The organism is Streptomyces spiroverticillatus, from assembly GCA_014650415.1.
GTDB lineage: Bacteria > Actinomycetota > Actinomycetes > Streptomycetales > Streptomycetaceae > Streptomyces > Streptomyces spiroverticillatus.
This window is the reverse complement of the sequence record BMUX01000004.1, coordinates 695347-713271: the sequence shown is the minus strand read 5'-3', so window position 1 is coordinate 713271 and position 17925 is coordinate 695347. Positions and strand designations below refer to the sequence as shown.

The following is a 17925-nucleotide window of genomic DNA, read 5'->3' as shown; positions in this document are numbered from 1 at the left end:
GAGAGTAGGACGCCGCCGAACAATCATTGTGGAAATGCCCCGTACCGGGTTACCGGTACGGGGCATTTCTGCGTTCAGGGGGTCTTCGCTATTTCTTGGGGTGGGATGCGAAGAAGTCCCACATCAGGTCGGTGGCGGAGATTCCGGCCTCTTCGTCGGCCATGGTGCCGGCGGTGGCTCCCGGCCAGAAATGGCCCATCTCCGGGAGGTTGTACGTGACGAAGTCGGAGGAGTCCTTGCACTTCGCCGCAACCCGAGTGATGCCGTTCCTCAGCTTCTGAGGCGGCTTCGTTTTGCAGTTGAGGCGCTCCTGCCAGGTCTCGATGCCCATGTCGGCCACCTGCTTGACCCTGTCCTGGCCGCCGACGAACGTCATGACGGAGACGGGGGACGTGGGGATGTAGGCAGCGTCATTGGTGGCGCTGCCCGAGAAGGCACCGCTGACCGGGGCCACGGCGGCGAAGACGCCAGGGGCTTCCACGGCGAGCTTGAAGGACATGTCGGCGCCGTTGGAGATGCCCGTGGCGTAGATCCGGTCGGGATCTGCCTTCCAGGTCGTGACGAGGCGCTGGACCACGGCCTTGATGAAACCGACGTCGTCCTCGGCTCCGCAGCAGATCAAGGCGTTGTAGCCGCTGTTGAGGCCGTCCGGGTAGGCGACGAGGAAGTTCTTGGTGTCGGCCTTGGCGTTGAGGCCGCTGAGGGCGGCGATCCGGTCTCCGTCGCCCGGGTACATGTGCATGCCCACCACGAGAGGCAGGGGCTTCGAGGGGGAGTAGCCGGGAGGGGCGTGCACGCGGTAGACGCGCTGCTGGCCCTTCCAGGTCATGGTGATCTTCTGGTCGCCGGCACGCGGCACTTCGGGCGCGGGTGCGGGCGAAGGAGGCTTCGTGGCGGGCTTGTTGGACAGGGGCGGCTTCTCGTTCCCACCGCAGCCGGTCAGGGTCAGGAGGACGGCTGCTCCGGCCGTCCAGAGGGATACGCGCAGGGCCGTGCCGGGGCTGGTCCGCATGCGCGCATCGTGGCAGGGGCGACCCCGGCGGTCCAGAGGAATGGGTGGTTCGGAGTTCTGACTTTTTATGGGTATGATCTATCTCGTTGAAGCCGAGCAGGACAGCGAAGCTCAACGAGGCCCCTATAGCTCAGTCGGTAGAGCGTCTCCATGGTAAGGAGAAGGTCTGCGGTTCGATTCCGCATGGGGGCTCAGGAAGAGAAAGGCCCCCCGCCTGATGGCGGGGGGCCTTTCTTGTGCGTGGAAGCGTCGGCGGGATGGCGGACTCCCCAATTCCGGGTGAGGGGTGGGGAGTCCGCGCGGTCGTCAGTTCTTCAGGGGTTCCGGGACGCGCATCGCGAGGATGGCCATGTCGTCGGAGGCGGGCTCCGCGGCGAAGCGTTCCACGGTGCGCAGGACGCGTGCGGCGATGGCGCCGGCGGTCAGGCCCGTACAACCGGCGAGGACTTCGGCGAGGCCGTCGTCGCCGAGCATGCGGGTTCCCTCGCGGCGTTCGGTGATGCCGTCCGTGACGCAGAGGAGGACGTCGCCCGGGTCGAGGGTGATGGTCTCCTCGTAGAGTTCGAGGTCTTCCATGACGCCGAGGAGGGGCTGGGGTTCGGCGGCGGGGGTGACCGTGCCGTCCTGGCGGAGGCGCAGAGGGAGAGGGTGGCCGGCGCAGACCAGTTTGAGGATGGAGCTGCCGTCCTCCTGGGGCCACAGCTCGCCGTAGAGGAGGGTCAGGAAACGGCTGCGTTCGCCCTCGTCGAGGATGGCCGCGTTGAGGCGTTCCAGGACGGCGGGGCCGCCGAAGCCCTCGCGGGCGAGCAGGCGCAGGGCGTGGCGGGCGAGGCCGGTGACTGCCGCTGCCTGGGGGCCCGTACCGCAGACGTCGCCGATGGCGAAGCCGTAGACGCCGTCGCGGATCGGGAAGATGTCGTAGAAGTCGCCGCCGACCTCGTTGCCCTCGCCCGCGGCGCGGTAGATCACTTCGACCTCCATGCCCGGGACGTTCGGGCGCTCCGGGGGGAGCAGGCTGCGCTGGAGGGACTGGCTGATGGCCATGCGCTCCGAGTACAGGCGGGCGTTGTCCAGGGCGAGGGCGGCGCGGCGGGAGAGGTCCTCGGCGAGTTCGAGGATCTCCTGGCGGAAGTGGTCGTCGGTGGGCTTGCCGAGGGTCAGCATGCCGATGACGCGGTTGCGGGCGACGAGGGGGAGGACCACGGTTTCGCCGCCGACCGCTGCGGCCGTCGCGAGGGTGGTGCCGATGCCGGAGCCCAGGTGGGGGGTGGAGCCGAGGCCGAGGCTGCGCATGGAGGTGCGGAGGGCGGCCTGGTGGGCGGCTTCGCCCGGGGCGTTCCAGATGCGGGCGCCGGGGGTGGGGACCGGGTCGGGCGGGCTGATCCGGGAGAGGAGGGCCTTGAGGCCGTCGATGCGCTCCTCGTCCTCGTGCAGGACGTAGGAGAGGTACGGGTCGGAGGCCTGGTCGGCGATCGTGTAGACGGCGCACCAGGTGGCGAGGGTGGGGACCGTCATCTGCGCCATGAGGGCGAGGGTCTGGTCGCGGTCGAGGGTGCCGGCGAGGAGGTCGGAGGCCTCGACGAGGAAGGAGAGGGAGCCGCGGCGGAGGCGTTCGAGTTCGCCGAGGCGGGCGGACTCGACGGCGAGCGCGATGCGGTCGGCGGCGAACTGGAGGCGCAGGGCCTCTTCGTTGGTGTAGCGGTTCGGGGCCTCGGCGGCGACGCCGAGGGAGCCGGTGAGGCGGCCCTCGACCTTGAGGGGGACAGTGACGACGGAGCGCATGCCGGTGCCGCCCAGGAGGGGTACGGCGCCGGGGACGGCGATCAGGTCCTCGTGGACGGCGGGCATGCGGGCGGAGCCGTATCTGCCGGTGCCGGCCTCGACGGGGACGCGGGCGAAGCGCTGGCGGGCGGAGGGCAGGCCCGTGGTGGCCCGTACCTCCAGTTCCGTTTCGTCGTCGGTGGCCAGGAGGAGGAACGCGGAGTCGGCGTCGAGCATGTCGCGGGCGCGTTCGACGGTGCGCTGGAGGAGGCCGTCGAGGTCGTCGGGGGCGGGGGAGCCGATGAAGACCTCGAAGGGGTCGGTGGCCCGGCCCTCGGCGAGGGAGCCGCCCGCCGGGTCGGCGGCCGCGGTGCGCTGGGGGGTCTGGAGGACGGCGCGCTCCACTTCCCGCACCAGGAGGCAGATGGTGGAGGGCTCGCCCTCGTTGTCGCGTACGCGCAGGTGGGAGGCGTACACGGGGATCACGCGGCCGTCCGCGCCGCGGATGCCGTAGCTGCCCTCCCAGCGGGACATCTGGAGGGCCTCGGCGATGCCCGTGCCGATGCCGGGGGTCTGCGGCCAGGCGGTGAGGTCGGTGAGGGGCTTGCCGGTGACCTGCTCGGCGGCGTAACCGAAGAGGTCCTGGGCGTCCTCGTTCCAGGAGGCGATGGCGCCGCTGCGGTCTATCTGCACGACGGCGACGCGGATGCGGCCGTCGGCGACGGGGAGCAGCTGGTCGGGGAGGACGGGGCCGGCGACGCGGGTGCCGACGGGGCGCTGGGGGAGGTCGAGTTGGAACCAGACGTGCTTCTGGGTGGGGGTGTATTCGACGCCCCACTTGGAGGCGAGGGCCGCGCAGAGCAGGAGGCCGCGGCCGCCCTCGCGGTCGGGGCCGCCGAGGTTGAAGCCGGTGCCCTGGAGGGGGACCTCGCGCTCGGGGTAGCGGTCGCCGACCTCGACGCGGATGCCTTCCTCGGTGCGCAGGCACAGGACGTCGGCCTGGGTGCCGGCGTGGACGACGGCGTTGGTGACGAGCTCGCTGGTGAGGACGACCGCGTCGTCGACCAGCTCGGAATGCCCCCAGCCCTGGAGGGTGTCGCGTACGAACGCCCGGGCAGTCGCCACCGACCGTCCGACCGGGTCGAAAGTGGCCGCCGCCCGCGCCGTGATCACAGCACTCCCCATGTGGTGTTCGTCGCTTCCCCGAGTCCTGTGCCCGTTTCTCGCGGCTTCGATTCGCCTTTGCCAGGCTAGACGGTCGGCCGCGGCGTTGTGCCACTGCGTCCCGGATACGTACGCGGACGGTGCGCGGTAAGGGAGGAAACGGTGCGGTGACTGTACGCTTCAACGATTTGACGCCGGGGGCGTCACGCATCGACTGTCGAACATGGCGGTGAGGCAAGGTGGAAGACTGGGAAAGCTTCCAGCGAAGACCTGGGAAGTACGGTCGATCCCTGCGGGAGGGACACGGTGGAGTCTGGCGTGGCGGCGCGGGGCAAGAGCACGCGCACAAAAGGCGGACGGTCCCGGAGCAATGGGACAACCGAGGTGGACACAGCTGCGCTGAACCGCATGCTGGCGGCCTTGGTGTCGATGCGGGACGGCAACTTCAGGAAGCGGCTGACGGTCTCCGGCGACGGGGTGATGGCCGAGATCGCCGCTGTTTTCAACGAGGTTGCCGATCGGAACCTGCATCTGACGGGCGAGCTGGCGCGGGTACGGCGCATGGTCGGCCGGGAGGGCAAGCTCGCGGAGCGGCTGGAGACCGGGGCCTGCGAGGGGTCCTGGGCGGCGGCGATCGACGCGTCGAACGCGCTGGTGGAGGACCTCGTACGACCGGTGTCCGAGGTCGGGCGGGTGCTGTCGGCGGTCGCGGAGGGCGACCTGGAGCAGCGGATGGAGCTGCGGTCGCAGGCGCGCGAGGACGGCAACGGGCATCCGTTGCGGGGGGAGTTCCTCAAGGTCGGGCGGACGGTCAACAACCTGGTCGACCAGTTGTCGGCGTTCACCGACGAGGTGACGCGGGTCGCGCTGGAGGTCGGTACCGAGGGCAAGCTCGGCGGGCAGGCGCAGGTGCGCGGGATGTCCGGGTCGTGGAAGGACCTCACCGACTCCGTCAATACGATGGCGTACCGGCTGACGGCACAGGTGCGTGACATCGCGCTGGTGACGACGGCGGTCGCCAAGGGTGATCTGTCGCGCAAGGTCACGGTGCACGTGGCCGGCGAGATGCTCCAGCTGAAGAACACCGTGAACACGATGGTGGACCAGCTGTCGTCGTTCTCCTCCGAGGTGACCCGGGTCGCGCGCGAGGTCGGTACCGAGGGCGAGCTGGGCGGGCAGGCGCAGGTGCCCGGGGTGGCGGGGGTGTGGAAGGACCTCACCGACTCCGTGAACCTGATGGCGGGGAACCTGACCTCGCAGGTGCGGGGGATCGCGGAGGTGACCACGGCCGTCGCGAGCGGTGACCTGTCGCGGAAGGTCACGGTGAACGCGCGCGGCGAGGTCGCGCAGCTCGCCGAGACGATCAACCAGATGACGGAGACGCTGCGTACGTTCGCGGACGAAGTGACGCGGGTGGCGNTGCGTACGTTCGCGGACGAAGTGACGCGGGTGGCGAGCGAGGTCGGCGGGGAGGGGCTGCTCGGCGGGCAGGCGCAGGTGCCGGGGGCGGCGGGGACGTGGAAGGACCTCACGGATTCCGTGAACACCGCCTTTCGCAACCTCACGGACCAGGTGCGCAACATTGCGCAGGTGACGACGGCGGTCGCCAACGGCGACATGTCGCAGAAGGTCACCGTCGACGTGTCCGGCGAGATGCTGGAGCTGAAGAACACCGTCAACACGATGGTGGAGCAGCTCCAGGCGTTCGGCTCCGAGGTGACGCGGGTGGCCCGCGAGGTCGGTGTCGAGGGGCAGTTGGGCGGGCAGGCGCAGGTGCCGGGGGCGGCGGGGACGTGGAAGGACCTCACGGATTCGGTCAACACCGCCTTCCGCAACCTCACCGGGCAGGTGCGGAACATCGCGCAGGTGACGACGGCGGTCGCCAATGGTGACCTGTCGCAGAAGGTCACCGTCGACGTGTCCGGCGAGATGCTGGAGCTCAAGGTCACCGTCAACACGATGGTCGACCAGCTGTCCGCGTTCGCCGACCAGGTCACGCGGATGGCGCGGGACGTGGGTACGGAGGGGCGGCTCGGCGGGCAGGCGCGCGTCGACGGCGTCAGCGGTACGTGGAAGGAGCTCACCGACTCCGTCAACTTCATGGCCGGGAACCTGACCTCCCAGGTCCGTCAGATCGCCCAGGTCACGACGGCAGTGGCGCAGGGCGACCTGTCGCAGAAGATCGACGTGGATGCGCGCGGCGAGATCCTGGAGTTGAAGAACACCATCAACACGATGGTCGATCAGCTGTCCGCGTTCGCGGACCAGGTGACCCGGGTCGCGCGCGAGGTGGGTACGGAAGGACGGCTCGGCGGGCAGGCGCAGGTGCCCGGTGTCGCCGGTGTGTGGCGGGACCTGACCGACTCGGTGAACGGCATGGCCGGGAACCTCACCGCCCAGGTGCGCAACATCGCGCAGGTCGCCACGGCGGTCGCGCGCGGTGACCTGTCGCAGAAGATCGACGTGGATGCGCGCGGCGAGATCCTGGAGCTGAAGAACACCCTCAACACCATGGTCGACCAGCTCTCGAACTTCGCGGAGCAGGTGACGCGGGTGGCCCGCGAGGTGGGCACCGAGGGCATGCTCGGCGGTCAGGCCGAGGTGCAGGGCGTCAGCGGTACGTGGAAGGACCTCACCCAGTCCGTCAACTTCATGGCCAACAACCTGACCTCGCAGGTGCGCAACATCGCCGAGGTCACGACCGCCGTGGCCAAGGGCGACCTGTCGAAGAAGATCACCGTCGACGCCAAGGGCGAGATCCTCGATCTCGTCACGACCGTGAACACGATGGTCGACCAGCTCTCCAACTTCGCCGACGAGGTGACGCGAGTCGCCCGCGAGGTGGGTACCGAGGGCATTCTCGGTGGTCAGGCCAGGGTGCGCGGGGTCACCGGCATCTGGAAGGACCTCAGCGACAACGTCAATACGATGGCCAACAACCTGACGTCGCAGGTGCGGAACATCTCCCGGGTGTCGTCCGCCGTCGCCAACGGCGACCTGACGAAGAAGGTCACCGTCGAGGCCCGCGGCGAGGTCGCCGAGCTGGCCGACACCGTCAACACCATGGTGACGACGCTGTCGTCGTTCGCCGACGAGGTGACCCGGGTGGCCCGTGAGGTGGGCACGCAGGGCGAACTGGGCGGCCAGGCGCGCGTTCCCGGTGTCGCGGGTACGTGGAAGGACCTCACCGAGTCGGTGAACTCGATGGCGTCCAACCTGACCGGTCAGGTGCGGCAGATCGCGACCGTGACGACCGCCATCGCGAAGGGCGATCTCACCAAGAAGATCGACATCGATGCGCGCGGCGAGATCCAGGACCTCAAGGACACCATCAACACGATGGTCGACCAGCTGTCGTCGTTCGCCGACCAGGTCACGCGGGTGGCCCGCGAGGTGGGCACCGACGGGCAGTTGGGCGGTCAGGCCCGGGTGCGGGACGTCGACGGCACGTGGCGCGACCTCACCCAGTCGGTGAACGAGATGGCCGGGAACCTGACCCGTCAGGTGCGGGCCATGGCGAAGGTCGCCACCGCGGTGACCCGCGGCGACCTCAACCTGAAGATCGACGTGGATGCGGCCGGAGAGATCCAGGAGCTCCAGGACAACATCAACACGATGATCTCCAACCTGCGCGACACCACCCTCGCCAACGAGGAGCAGGACTGGCTCAAGGGCAACCTGGCCCGCATCTCCGGTCTGATGCAGGGCCGTCGGGACCTCGACGACGTCGCCTCGCTGATCATGAGCGAGCTGACGCCGGTCGTCTCTGCGCAGCAGGGTGCGTTCTTCCTGGCGCTGCCCTCGGGGACGGTCGGGACGGGCGCCGAGGTCGGTGCCGACGCGGACAGCCCGTACGAACTGCGGATGCGCGGGAGTTACGGCTACGCGAAGGGGGCCATGCCGACGGTGTTCCGGCCGGGGGAGACCCTGATCGGCACGGCCGCCGAGGAGAAGCGGACCATCCAGTTCACGCCGCCGGAGGGGTATCTGAAGATCGCCTCGGGGCTCGGGGAGGCTCCGCCGGCGCATGTGATCGTGCTGCCGGTGCTCTTCGAGGGGCAGGTGCTGGGTGTCATCGAGCTGGCGTCGTTCCAGCCGTTCACGCAGATCCAGAAGGACTTCCTGAACCAGATCGCCGACTTGATCGCGACCAGCGTCAACACCATCAGCGTCAATACGAAGACCGAGGTGCTCCTTGAGCAGTCGCAGGAGCTGACCGAGCAACTGCGGGAGCGCTCCGAGGAGTTGGAGAACCGGCAGAAGGCCCTCCAGGAGTCCAACGCCGAACTGGAGGAGAAGGCCGAGCTGCTGGCGAGGCAGAACCGCGACATCGAGGTGAAGAACACCGAGATCGAGGAGGCCCGGCAGGTCCTGGAGGAGCGCGCCGAGCAGTTGGCCGTCTCCATGCGGTACAAGTCGGAGTTCCTGGCGAACATGTCGCACGAGCTGCGCACACCGCTCAACTCGCTGCTGATCCTGGCCAAGCTGCTCGCCGACAACGCCGACGGGAACCTCTCCCCGAAGCAGGTCGAGTTCGCCGAGACCATCCACGGGGCCGGTTCCGACCTGCTTCAGCTGATCAACGACATCCTCGACCTGTCCAAGGTCGAGGCGGGCAAGATGGACGTCTCGCCGACCCGGATCGCACTGGTCCAGCTCGTCGACTACGTGGAGGCCACCTTCCGGCCGCTCACCGCGGAGAAGGGCCTCGACTTCTCGGTGCGGGTCTCCCCGGAGCTGCCCGCCACCCTGCACACCGACGAGCAGCGCCTCCTCCAGGTGCTGCGCAACCTGCTCTCCAACGCGGTGAAGTTCACCGACTCCGGCGCTGTCGAGCTGGTGATCCGGCCCGCCAACGCGGACGTTCCGCACGAGATCCGCGAGCAGCTGCTCGAAGCCGGATCGCTGCGGGACTCCGATGGCGACCTGATCGCCTTCTCGGTCACCGACACCGGCATCGGCATCGCGGCCAGCAAGATGCGGGTCATCTTCGAGGCGTTCAAGCAGGCCGACGGGACGACCAGCAGGAAATACGGCGGTACCGGCCTCGGCCTGTCCATCAGCCGCGAGATCGCCCGCCTGCTCGGCGGCGAGATCCACGCGGCGAGCGAGCCCGGCCGCGGCTCGACGTTCACCCTGTACCTGCCGCTGCACCCCAGCGAGCTGCCCCCGCAGGGCTACCCGCAGCTGAGCCCCGGCGGCCTCGAACTGCCGCGCAGGACGCAGCCGCAGGAAGGCCCCAGGACACCGGACGCGGCTGCGCCCCCGTACCACCTGGGAGTCGTGCGCAACGAACCGCAGACGGGTTCGGCCGGGCTGTTCCGGCGGCGGCGCAAGGCGATCGGGCAGGCCGAGGAGCGGCCCGCGCTGCCCGGCCAGCCGACGCCGGCCCCGAGCGGCAGTACGCCGCAGGAGCCGTGGGCGGGGCAGCAGGGCGGTCAGGAGAGTGCGCCGGAGGAGCGGCGGACCTTCGGCTTCTCCGGCGAGAAGGTGCTCATCGTCGACGACGACATCCGCAACGTCTTCGCGCTGACGAGCGTCCTGGAGCAGCACGGCCTTTCGGTGCTGTACGCGGAGAACGGGCGCGAGGGCATCGAAGTCCTGGAGCAGCACGACGATGTGACGGTCGTGCTGATGGACATCATGATGCCGGAGATGGACGGCTACGCGACGACGACGGCGATCCGCAGGATGCCGCAGTTCGCCGGGCTGCCGATCATCGCGCTCACCGCGAAGGCGATGAAGGGCGACCGGGAGAAGGCGATCGACTCGGGCGCTTCGGACTACGTGACGAAGCCGGTGGACCCGGATCATCTGCTCGGTGTGATGGAACAGTGGATGCGCGGGGAAGGGTGAGCCCCGACGCCGTGCGGAGGCGCATATGACCGTACGGTGGTCCATGTCGCGGTCGGCCGCGGGCAGTCGTGTTGACTGACTGTGGCCGACGGCGTGTGAGAGCGCGGGAATCGGGGAACCTATCGGTCTCCCGATGCGTTTTGGCTACGTGCACAGTGACATCGCGGTGACAGGGTGTGGCGACCGGCAGGGTACGGCTACCATGACCGGCACAAGGACGGGCGACGCAAGGGAGTCGTCCTCCGGGGCGGCGCCCGGTGCACTGCCGGGGCGAGGAGGACGGGCCATGGTGCAGAAGGCCAAGATCCTCCTGGTCGATGACCGGCCGGAGAATCTGTTGGCGCTGGAGGCCATTCTCTCCGCGCTCGATCAGACACTGGTGCGGGCATCGTCAGGGGAGGAAGCGCTCAAAGCACTGCTTACCGATGACTTCGCGGTCATCCTGCTGGACGTGCAGATGCCGGGCATGGACGGATTCGAGACCGCCGCGCACATCAAGCGGCGGGAGCGGACGAGGGACATCCCGATCATCTTCCTCACCGCGATCAACCACGGTCCGCATCACACCTTCCGGGGGTATGCGGCCGGCGCGGTGGACTACATCTCGAAGCCGTTCGACCCCTGGGTGCTCCGCGCCAAGGTGTCGGTCTTCGTCGAGCTGTACATGAAGAACTGTCAGCTGCGGGAGCAGGCGGCACTGCTGCGCCTCCAGCTGGAGGGTACGAACCGGGCGGACGCGGGAGCGGTGAAGGAGCCCGCCGGGCTGCTCGCCGAACTGTCCGCGCGGCTCGCGGCGGTCGAGGAGCAGGCGGAGGCGCTCTCCAAGCAGCTCGACGACGAGTCCGCGGACGCGGCGGCGGTCGCCACGGCCGCGCACCTGGAGCGCAAGCTCACGGGGCTGCGCCGGGCGCTCGACGCGCTGGAGCCGGGGACCGGCGGGGGCACGGGGACGTTGCCTTCGCAGAACTGACGGTTCCCGGGGAGGGTTTTCCGGGAGCTGACCCATGGTGAGCCCGGTGCCTGACGTGACGTCAGGGGCCGGGCTTTCGCGTGGGGCCGCAGGGCCGACGGGGCGTCAATTCCGCTGACCGCGAAGGGCGACACGGTCGGGTGAAGCCGCAGGCGCTCCTGCCCGCACGCGTCTCCCCGGGTAACCTCTTGCCCCATGGCCTCACGTACGTCCGGCAAGGGTTCCCAGGGCACGACGGGCACCGCCAAGCCGCGCGCCGGTCGTACGCCGGGCGCTGCGAAGAAGGTGGCACCCGCGAAGGCCGCGGCGAAACCGCCCGCCAAGAAGACCGCGTCCAAGCCCGCCGCCAGGAAGGCTCCGGCGAAGAAGGCGCCCGCCAAGAAGGCGGCGCGTCCCGCGCCGAAGCCCGCGCCGTCCCCCACCGGGGGCGTCTACAAGGTGGCGCGCGGCGCCTACCTGGGTCTGGCGCACGGCGTCGGCGCGATGTTCCGCGGCATAGGGCGGGGCGCGAAGGGGCTCGACCCGGCGCACCGCAAGGACGGCCTCGCGCTCCTGCTGCTTGGGCTCGCGCTGATCGTCGCGGCCGGGACCTGGGCGCATCTGCGCGGGCCGGTCGGCGACCTGGTGAAGATGCTGGTCACCGGCGCCTTCGGGCGGCTCGACCTGCTGGTGCCGTTGCTGCTGGGCGCGATCGGCATCCGGCTGATCATGCATCCGGAGCGGCCGGAGGCCAACGGGCGCATCGTCATCGGGCTCTCCGCACTGGTCATCGGCGTACTCGGGCAGGTGCACATCGCGTGCGGCTCGCCGGGGCGCGGCGACGGGGCCGAGGCCATGCAGGACGCGGGCGGGCTGATCGGCTGGGCGGCTTCGGTGCCGCTGACCTTCACGATGGGCGAGGTGCTGGCCGTACCGCTGCTGCTGCTCCTGACGCTCTTCGGGCTGCTGGTGGTGACGGCGACGCCGGTCAACGCGATTCCGCGACGGCTGCGGCAGCTCGGCATCCGGCTCGGGATCATCGAGCCGCGGCCGGAGGAGCTTGCCGCCCAGGAAATCTTTGCAGACGACGACGAGCGATACGCAGAGGACGACGCGCAGTGGCGCGAGGCGCTTCCCGCCGGCGCACGCGGCGCCTCCGCGCGCCGGGGCGAGGCGCTGGAGTACGACCCCGACGCGGCCGAGGAAGAGGCCCTGGGGCGGCGCAGGAGGCCCCGCAGGACCCAGTCCGTACAGCCGTCTCCGTACGCCAGGCCGCTGGACGCGGTCGACGTGGCGGCAGCGGCGGCGGCCGCGCTGGACGGCGCGGTGATGAACGGGCTGCCGCCGTCGCCGATCGTCGCGGACCTCACCCAGGGCGTCTCCCAGGAGCCGGAGCGGACCTCGTCCGTGCCGCCCGCGAGGGAGGCCGCGAAGTCGCCGTCGGGACCCGTGCGGCCCGCCGCGCCCGCGGCACCCGCCGCCCCCGCGCCGACGCCGGAACCCAGCCGTCCGGCCGGGGCCGCCCCGCCGAAGGTCGCCGACCTCACCAAGGAGCCGCCGAAGGAGCCCACGCTGCTCCCGGCGCGGGCCGAGCAGCTCCAGCTGCGCGGCGACATCACGTACTCGCTGCCCTCCCTGGACCTGCTGGAGCGCGGCGGACCCGGCAAGACGCGCAGCGCGGCCAACGACGCGGTCGTGGAATCGCTGTCGAACGTCTTCATGGAGTTCAAGGTCGACGCCGCCGTCACCGGCTTCACGCGCGGCCCGACGGTCACCCGGTACGAGGTCGAGCTCGGCCCGGCGGTGAAGGTCGAGAAGATCACGGCGCTGACCAAGAACATCGCGTACGCGGTCGCCTCCCCGGACGTGCGGATCATCTCGCCGATCCCCGGCAAGTCCGCCGTCGGCATCGAGATCCCCAACAGCGACCGCGAGATGGTCAACCTCGGTGACGTGCTGCGCCTCGCGGACGCCGCCGAGGACGACCACCCGATGCTGGTGGCGCTCGGCAAGAACGTCGAGGGCGGCTACGAGATGGCCAACCTGGCGAAGATGCCGCACGTGCTGGTGGCCGGTGCGACCGGTTCCGGAAAGTCGTCCTGCATCAACTGCCTGATCACCTCGATCATGGTCCGGGCCACGCCCGAGGACGTACGGATGGTCCTGGTGGACCCCAAGCGCGTCGAGCTGACCGCGTACGAGGGCATCCCGCACCTGATCACCCCGATCATCACCAACCCCAAGCGGGCCGCCGAGGCGCTCCAGTGGGTCGTGCGGGAGATGGACCTGCGGTACGACGACCTCGCGGCCTTCGGGTACCGGCACATCGACGACTTCAACGCGGCCGTGCGCTCGGGGAAGCTCAAGACGCCGGAGGGCAGTGAGCGCGAGCTCCAGGCGTATCCGTATCTGCTGGTGATCGTCGACGAGCTGGCGGACCTGATGATGGTCGCGCCGAGGGACGTCGAGGACTCGATCGTCCGCATCACCCAGTTGGCCCGTGCGGCCGGCATTCACCTGGTGCTCGCCACGCAGCGGCCCTCGGTGGACGTCGTCACCGGTCTGATCAAGGCGAACGTGCCCTCCCGGCTCGCCTTCGCCACCTCCTCGCTCGCCGACAGCCGGGTCATCCTCGACCAGCCGGGCGCCGAGAAGCTGATCGGCAAGGGCGACGGGCTGTTCCTGCCGATGGGGGCCAACAAGCCGACCCGTATGCAGGGCGCCTTCGTCACCGAGGACGAGGTCGCGGCGATCGTCCAGCACTGCAAGGACCAGATGGCGCCGGTCTTCCGGGACGACGTCGTGGTGGGCACCAAGCAGAAGAAGGAGATCGACGAGGAGATCGGCGACGACCTGGACCTGCTGTGCCAGGCCGCCGAGCTGGTGGTTTCCACCCAGTTCGGGTCGACGTCCATGCTCCAGCGCAAGCTGCGTGTGGGCTTCGCGAAGGCGGGGCGGCTGATGGACCTGATGGAGTCGCGGAACATCGTGGGGCCGAGCGAGGGGTCCAAGGCGCGTGACGTCCTCGTGAAGCCCGACGAATTGGATGGCGTACTGGACGTGATCCGGGGAGAGTCTCCTTCGTAGGGTGTGCGCGGCTTCCCGGGTGCGTACGAGTGGGCGAATGATCGTCACTCGTACGAGTTCGGAGGCAACCGTTTCCCTTGTGGATACGTCCAGTTGAGGGGAGGGAGGCGTCATGGACCGTCAGCGGTGGGACCGTGGACGGCGCTGTGGTGCCTCCGGGGCGCCGGGTCGCTGGGCCGGCGTACGAAAACGCCGTTCCGATGGCGTACAAAGACGGCTCTCCCGCTTGCCCCACCCTTTCGTCACCCCCCTAGACTGAACCTCCAGCAGGTGGCTCACGCTCGAAAGGCGCCCCCGTGTCCATCGGCAACTCCCCGGACTCTCCCGGCAACTCCCCTGAAAACGACCGGCCCACCATCGGTCGTGCCCTCCAGCAGGCCCGGATCGCCGCAGGTCTGACGGTCGATGAAGTCAGTACGTCGACCCGGGTGCGCATTCCGATCGTCCACGCCATCGAGGCCGACGACTTCACCCGCTGCGGCGGCGACGTCTACGCCCGCGGCCACATCCGCACGCTCGCCACCGCCGTCGGACTCGACGCCTCCGCGCTCGTCGCGCAGTACGACGAGGAGCACGGCGGACGGCCCGCGCCGACCCCCGCCGCGCCTCTGTTCGAAGCGGAGCGGATCCGTCCCGAGCCGCGACGGCCCAACTGGACGGCCGCCATGGTCGCCGCGATCGTCGCGGTGGTCGGCTTCGTCGGGTTCACGATGTTCAGCGGCAACGACAAGACCGGCGGGACGCGCAGCGTCGCCGAGGGCGCCACCGCCACCGCGCCCGCCCCGAAGCCCAAGCCCGACAAGACGATCAAGCCCGCCCCGCCCAGGACCGACCCGACGCCCGCCCCCTCGGACAGCGCCATCGCGGCCGCCCCGAAGGACCGGGTCACGGTCAAGATGGTCGCGACCGGCACCAAGAGCTGGGTCTCGGCCCGGGCCGCCAACGGCCGGCTCCTCTTCGACGGCTTCCTGAACAAGGGCGACTCCAAGACCTTCACCGACCCGAAGAAGCTCGACCTGGTGCTCGGCGACGCCGATGCCGTGCAGCTCTTCGTGAACGGCAAGGAGGTCGAGGACGACTTCAGCCCCGGCCAGGTGGAGCGGCTCACGTACACGAAGGGTGATCCCGAGGTCGGCTGAGGCCCTCCTCGTAACTGATCTTCAGCTGCCCCTGCCACCTGCGGCGATCCGATGACGGTCGGTACGTCGTCGCAGGTCGGAAGGGCTAGTTCCGTGAGGTGCGCCGGTCGGCCCCCTCGAGGCCCGGGTGTGCGCCGGGACGAAGTAGTCTTGAGTCCATGCCCGAACGCCGCACTGTCGCCCTTGTCACTCTTGGCTGCGCCCGTAACGAGGTGGACTCGGAGGAGCTGGCAGGCCGCTTGGCAGCGGACGGCTGGGACCTCGTCGAGGACGCCTCGGACGCGGACGTCGCCGTCGTCAACACCTGCGGATTCGTCGAAGCCGCCAAGAAGGACTCCGTCGACGCCCTGCTCGAAGCCAATGACCTGAAGGACCACGGCCGCACCCAGGCCGTGGTCGCCGTGGGCTGCATGGCCGAGCGGTACGGCAAGGACCTCGCCGAGGCCCTGCCGGAGGCCGACGGCGTCCTCGGTTTCGACGACTACGCCGACATCTCCAACCGCCTCCAGACCATCCTCGCCGGTGGCTCCGTCGAGGCGCACACCCCGCGCGACCGGCGCAAGCTGCTGCCGATCAGCCCCGCCGAGCGGCAGTCCGCCGACGTCTCGCTGCCGGGGCACGCGCAGGAGGTCACTCCCGCGCCCGAGGACCTGCCCGACGGCGTCGCCCCGGTCTCCGGGCCGCGTGCGCCGCTGCGCCGCCGTCTGGGCACCAGCCCGGTGGCCTCGGTGAAGCTGGCCTCCGGCTGCGACCGGCGCTGCTCGTTCTGCGCGATCCCCTCCTTCCGCGGCTCCTTCATCTCGCGCCGTCCCAGCGACGTGCTGGGCGAGACGCGCTGGCTGGCCGAGCAGGGCGTCAAGGAGGTCATGCTCGTCTCCGAGAACAACACCTCGTACGGCAAGGACCTGGGCGACATCCGCCTGCTGGAGACCCTGCTGCCCGAGCTGGCGGAGGTCGACGGCATCGAGCGGGTGCGCGTCAGCTACCTCCAGCCCGCCGAGATGCGGCCCGGCCTGATCGACGTGCTCACCTCCACGCCGAAGGTCGCCCCGTACTTCGACCTGTCCTTCCAGCACTCGGCGCCCAAGGTGCTGCGCGCGATGCGCCGCTTCGGGTCCACCGAGCAGTTCTGGGAGCTGCTGGAGACCATCCGCAGCAAGGCCCCGCAGGCCGGCGTGCGGTCCAACTTCATCGTGGGCTTCCCCGGCGAGACGGAGGAGGACTTCGCCGAGCTGGAACGCTTCCTCACCGGGGCCCGCCTGGACGCCATCGGCGTGTTCGGCTACTCGGACGAGGAGGGCACGGAAGCCCTGACGTACGAGAACAAGTTGGACGAGGACACCATCGCCGCGCGCCTCGCGCACATCTCCCGGCTCGCGGAGGAGCTCACCGCCCAGCGGGCGGAGGAGCGGATCGGCGAGACGCTGGAGGTGCTGGTCGAGTCCGTGGATCCTGACGACGAGGACGAGCCCGCGATCGGTCGTGCGGCCCACCAGGCGCCGGAGACGGACGGCCAGGTGGTCTTCACGACCGGCCACGGGTTGACGCCCGGTCGTATGGTCGTGGCAAAGGTGGTCGGTACCGAGGGCGTGGACCTCATTGCCGAGCCACTGCCGAGTGCCAGTGACGAGGTTCCTGAGGAGGCGGCCAGATGAGCGGAATCCCGGCGTCCGCGACGGGTGGTACCGGCCGGGCTGCATCGGTGCCCGGTGGGCCGGTGACCGGCGGGAAGCTGGGGGCCGTGGCCGTGAATCAGGCCAGTCTGTGGAACATCGCGAACATCCTGACGATGGTCCGGCTGGTGCTGGTGCCGGGGTTCGTGGCCCTGCTGCTCGCCGACGGCGGGTACGACCCGATCTGGCGGGCATGGGCCTGGGCGGCGTTCGCCGTCGCCATGATCACCGACGTCTTCGACGGTCATCTGGCGCGTACGTACAACCTGGTCACGGACTTCGGGAAGATCGCCGACCCGATCGCCGACAAGGCGATCATGGCGGCGGGGCTGATCTGTCTGTCGGGTCTCGGGGACCTGCCCTGGTGGGTGACCGGCGTCATCCTCTTCCGCGAGCTCGGGATCACGCTGATGCGGTTCTGGGTGATCCGGCACGGGGTCATTCCGGCCAGTCGCGGCGGCAAGATGAAGACGCTCGCCCAGGGCACGGCCGTCGGCATGTACGTGCTGGCGCTGACCGGGCCGCTGGCGACCTTCCGGTGGTGGGTGATGGCGGTGGCCGTGGTGCTCACCGTGGTCACCGGTCTCGACTACGTACGGCAGGCGATCGTGCTGCGGCGGGCCGGGCTGGCGGCGGAGCGCTCCGCGTGACGTCCCCGGCCGACGCGGTGCCGTCCTCTGCTGCTGCCGAGGTGCTGGCGGCGCTGGCCGAGCGGGGGGAGACCCTCGCGGTGGCGGAGTCGCTGACCGGCGGTTTGGTGGCCGCGGAGCTGACCGGCGTGCCCGGGGCCTCGAAGGTCTTCCGGGGCTCGGTGACGGCGTACGCGACCGAGCTGAAGCGGGACGTCCTCGGGGTTGCCGGGGATCTCCTGCAGGAGCGCGGCGCGGTCGACGCCGAGGTCGCGCGGCAGATGGCGGCAGGCGTACGGCGGGTGCTCGGGGCCGACTGGGGGATCTCCACGACCGGCGTTGCGGGGCCCGATCCCCAGGACGGACAGCCCGTGGGCACGGTTTTCGTGGCCGTCGCGGGTCCGGACGGGAGGCGGAAAGTGGCCCCGCTTGGGTTGAACGGCAGCCGATCGGACATTCGTAGAGAGAGTGTGCGGGCCGCTTTCGAGCTGCTCTCCGGTGAACTGGTCGAGAATGTGCGGGCACAGGATACGGAACACAACGGGGGGATCTGATGTTTGCAGCCCTGAGTGAACACGACATAGCTCCCCGCACGGCTGCACCGCGAGGCGGTACGGTGGGGCGTGAAGGATGCGGCTACGCGGTCCGAGGAGGG

The 17925-nt window shown here is 69.8% G+C and carries 9 protein-coding genes and 1 tRNA gene; 8 read left to right on the top strand and 2 right to left on the bottom strand.

From position 1 onward, the window contains the following. Positions 1-88 precede the first annotated feature (88 nt). Positions 89-1012, bottom strand: coding sequence for an extracellular catalytic domain type 1 short-chain-length polyhydroxyalkanoate depolymerase (locus tag IE269_RS14480; RefSeq protein WP_229897644.1), 924 nt, complete (start codon positions 1010-1012; stop codon positions 89-91). A gap of 119 nt (positions 1013-1131) precedes the next feature. Between IE269_RS14480 and IE269_RS14475 the strand changes: the two genes are divergently transcribed. After that, positions 1132-1204: transfer RNA gene (locus IE269_RS14475), tRNA-Thr, on the top strand. 114 nt (positions 1205-1318) lie between these two features. On the opposite strand, the gene IE269_RS14470 is transcribed toward IE269_RS14475, so the two are convergent. Then, a complete protein-coding gene (locus IE269_RS14470) occupies positions 1319-3958 on the bottom strand; it encodes a SpoIIE family protein phosphatase (protein ID WP_308436944.1) in 2640 nt (879 codons plus the stop codon). Positions 3959-4243: 285 nt separating this feature from the next. Between IE269_RS14470 and IE269_RS14465 the strand changes: the two genes are divergently transcribed. The 7 genes from IE269_RS14465 to IE269_RS14435 all read left to right on the top strand — a co-directional run bounded on the left by IE269_RS14465 (position 4244) and on the right by IE269_RS14435 (position 17824). Further along, on the top strand, positions 4244-9793 hold the full coding sequence (locus tag IE269_RS14465) for a HAMP domain-containing protein (RefSeq protein ID WP_189823286.1): 5550 nt from the start codon (positions 4244-4246) through the stop codon (positions 9791-9793). A 286-nt stretch (positions 9794-10079) separates the two neighbouring features. Then, positions 10080-10763 (top strand): response regulator, encoded by a 684-nt coding sequence (locus IE269_RS14460; RefSeq protein ID WP_189823285.1) that lies wholly within the window; start codon positions 10080-10082, stop codon positions 10761-10763. Between the two features lie 195 nt (positions 10764-10958). Next, the gene (locus IE269_RS14455) at positions 10959-13829 is read left to right on the top strand and encodes a DNA translocase FtsK (protein WP_189823284.1); all 2871 of its coding nucleotides are present in this window, start codon (positions 10959-10961) and stop codon (positions 13827-13829) included. A 296-nt stretch (positions 13830-14125) separates the two neighbouring features. Then, a complete protein-coding gene (locus IE269_RS14450; RefSeq protein WP_189823283.1) occupies positions 14126-14968 on the top strand; it encodes a helix-turn-helix domain-containing protein in 843 nt (280 codons plus the stop codon). Between the two features lie 158 nt (positions 14969-15126). After that, a complete protein-coding gene (rimO, locus tag IE269_RS14445; RefSeq protein WP_189823282.1) occupies positions 15127-16623 on the top strand; it encodes a 30S ribosomal protein S12 methylthiotransferase RimO in 1497 nt (498 codons plus the stop codon). Next, the gene (pgsA, locus tag IE269_RS14440; RefSeq protein ID WP_189823281.1) at positions 16620-17291 is read left to right on the top strand and encodes a CDP-diacylglycerol--glycerol-3-phosphate 3-phosphatidyltransferase; all 672 of its coding nucleotides are present in this window, start codon (positions 16620-16622) and stop codon (positions 17289-17291) included. The genes rimO and pgsA overlap by 4 nt, the downstream gene beginning before the upstream one ends. Further along, positions 17288-17824, top strand: coding sequence for a CinA family protein (locus IE269_RS14435; RefSeq protein ID WP_229897642.1), 537 nt, complete (start codon positions 17288-17290; stop codon positions 17822-17824). The genes pgsA and IE269_RS14435 overlap by 4 nt, the downstream gene beginning before the upstream one ends. The last annotated feature ends 101 nt before the right edge of the window (positions 17825-17925 follow it).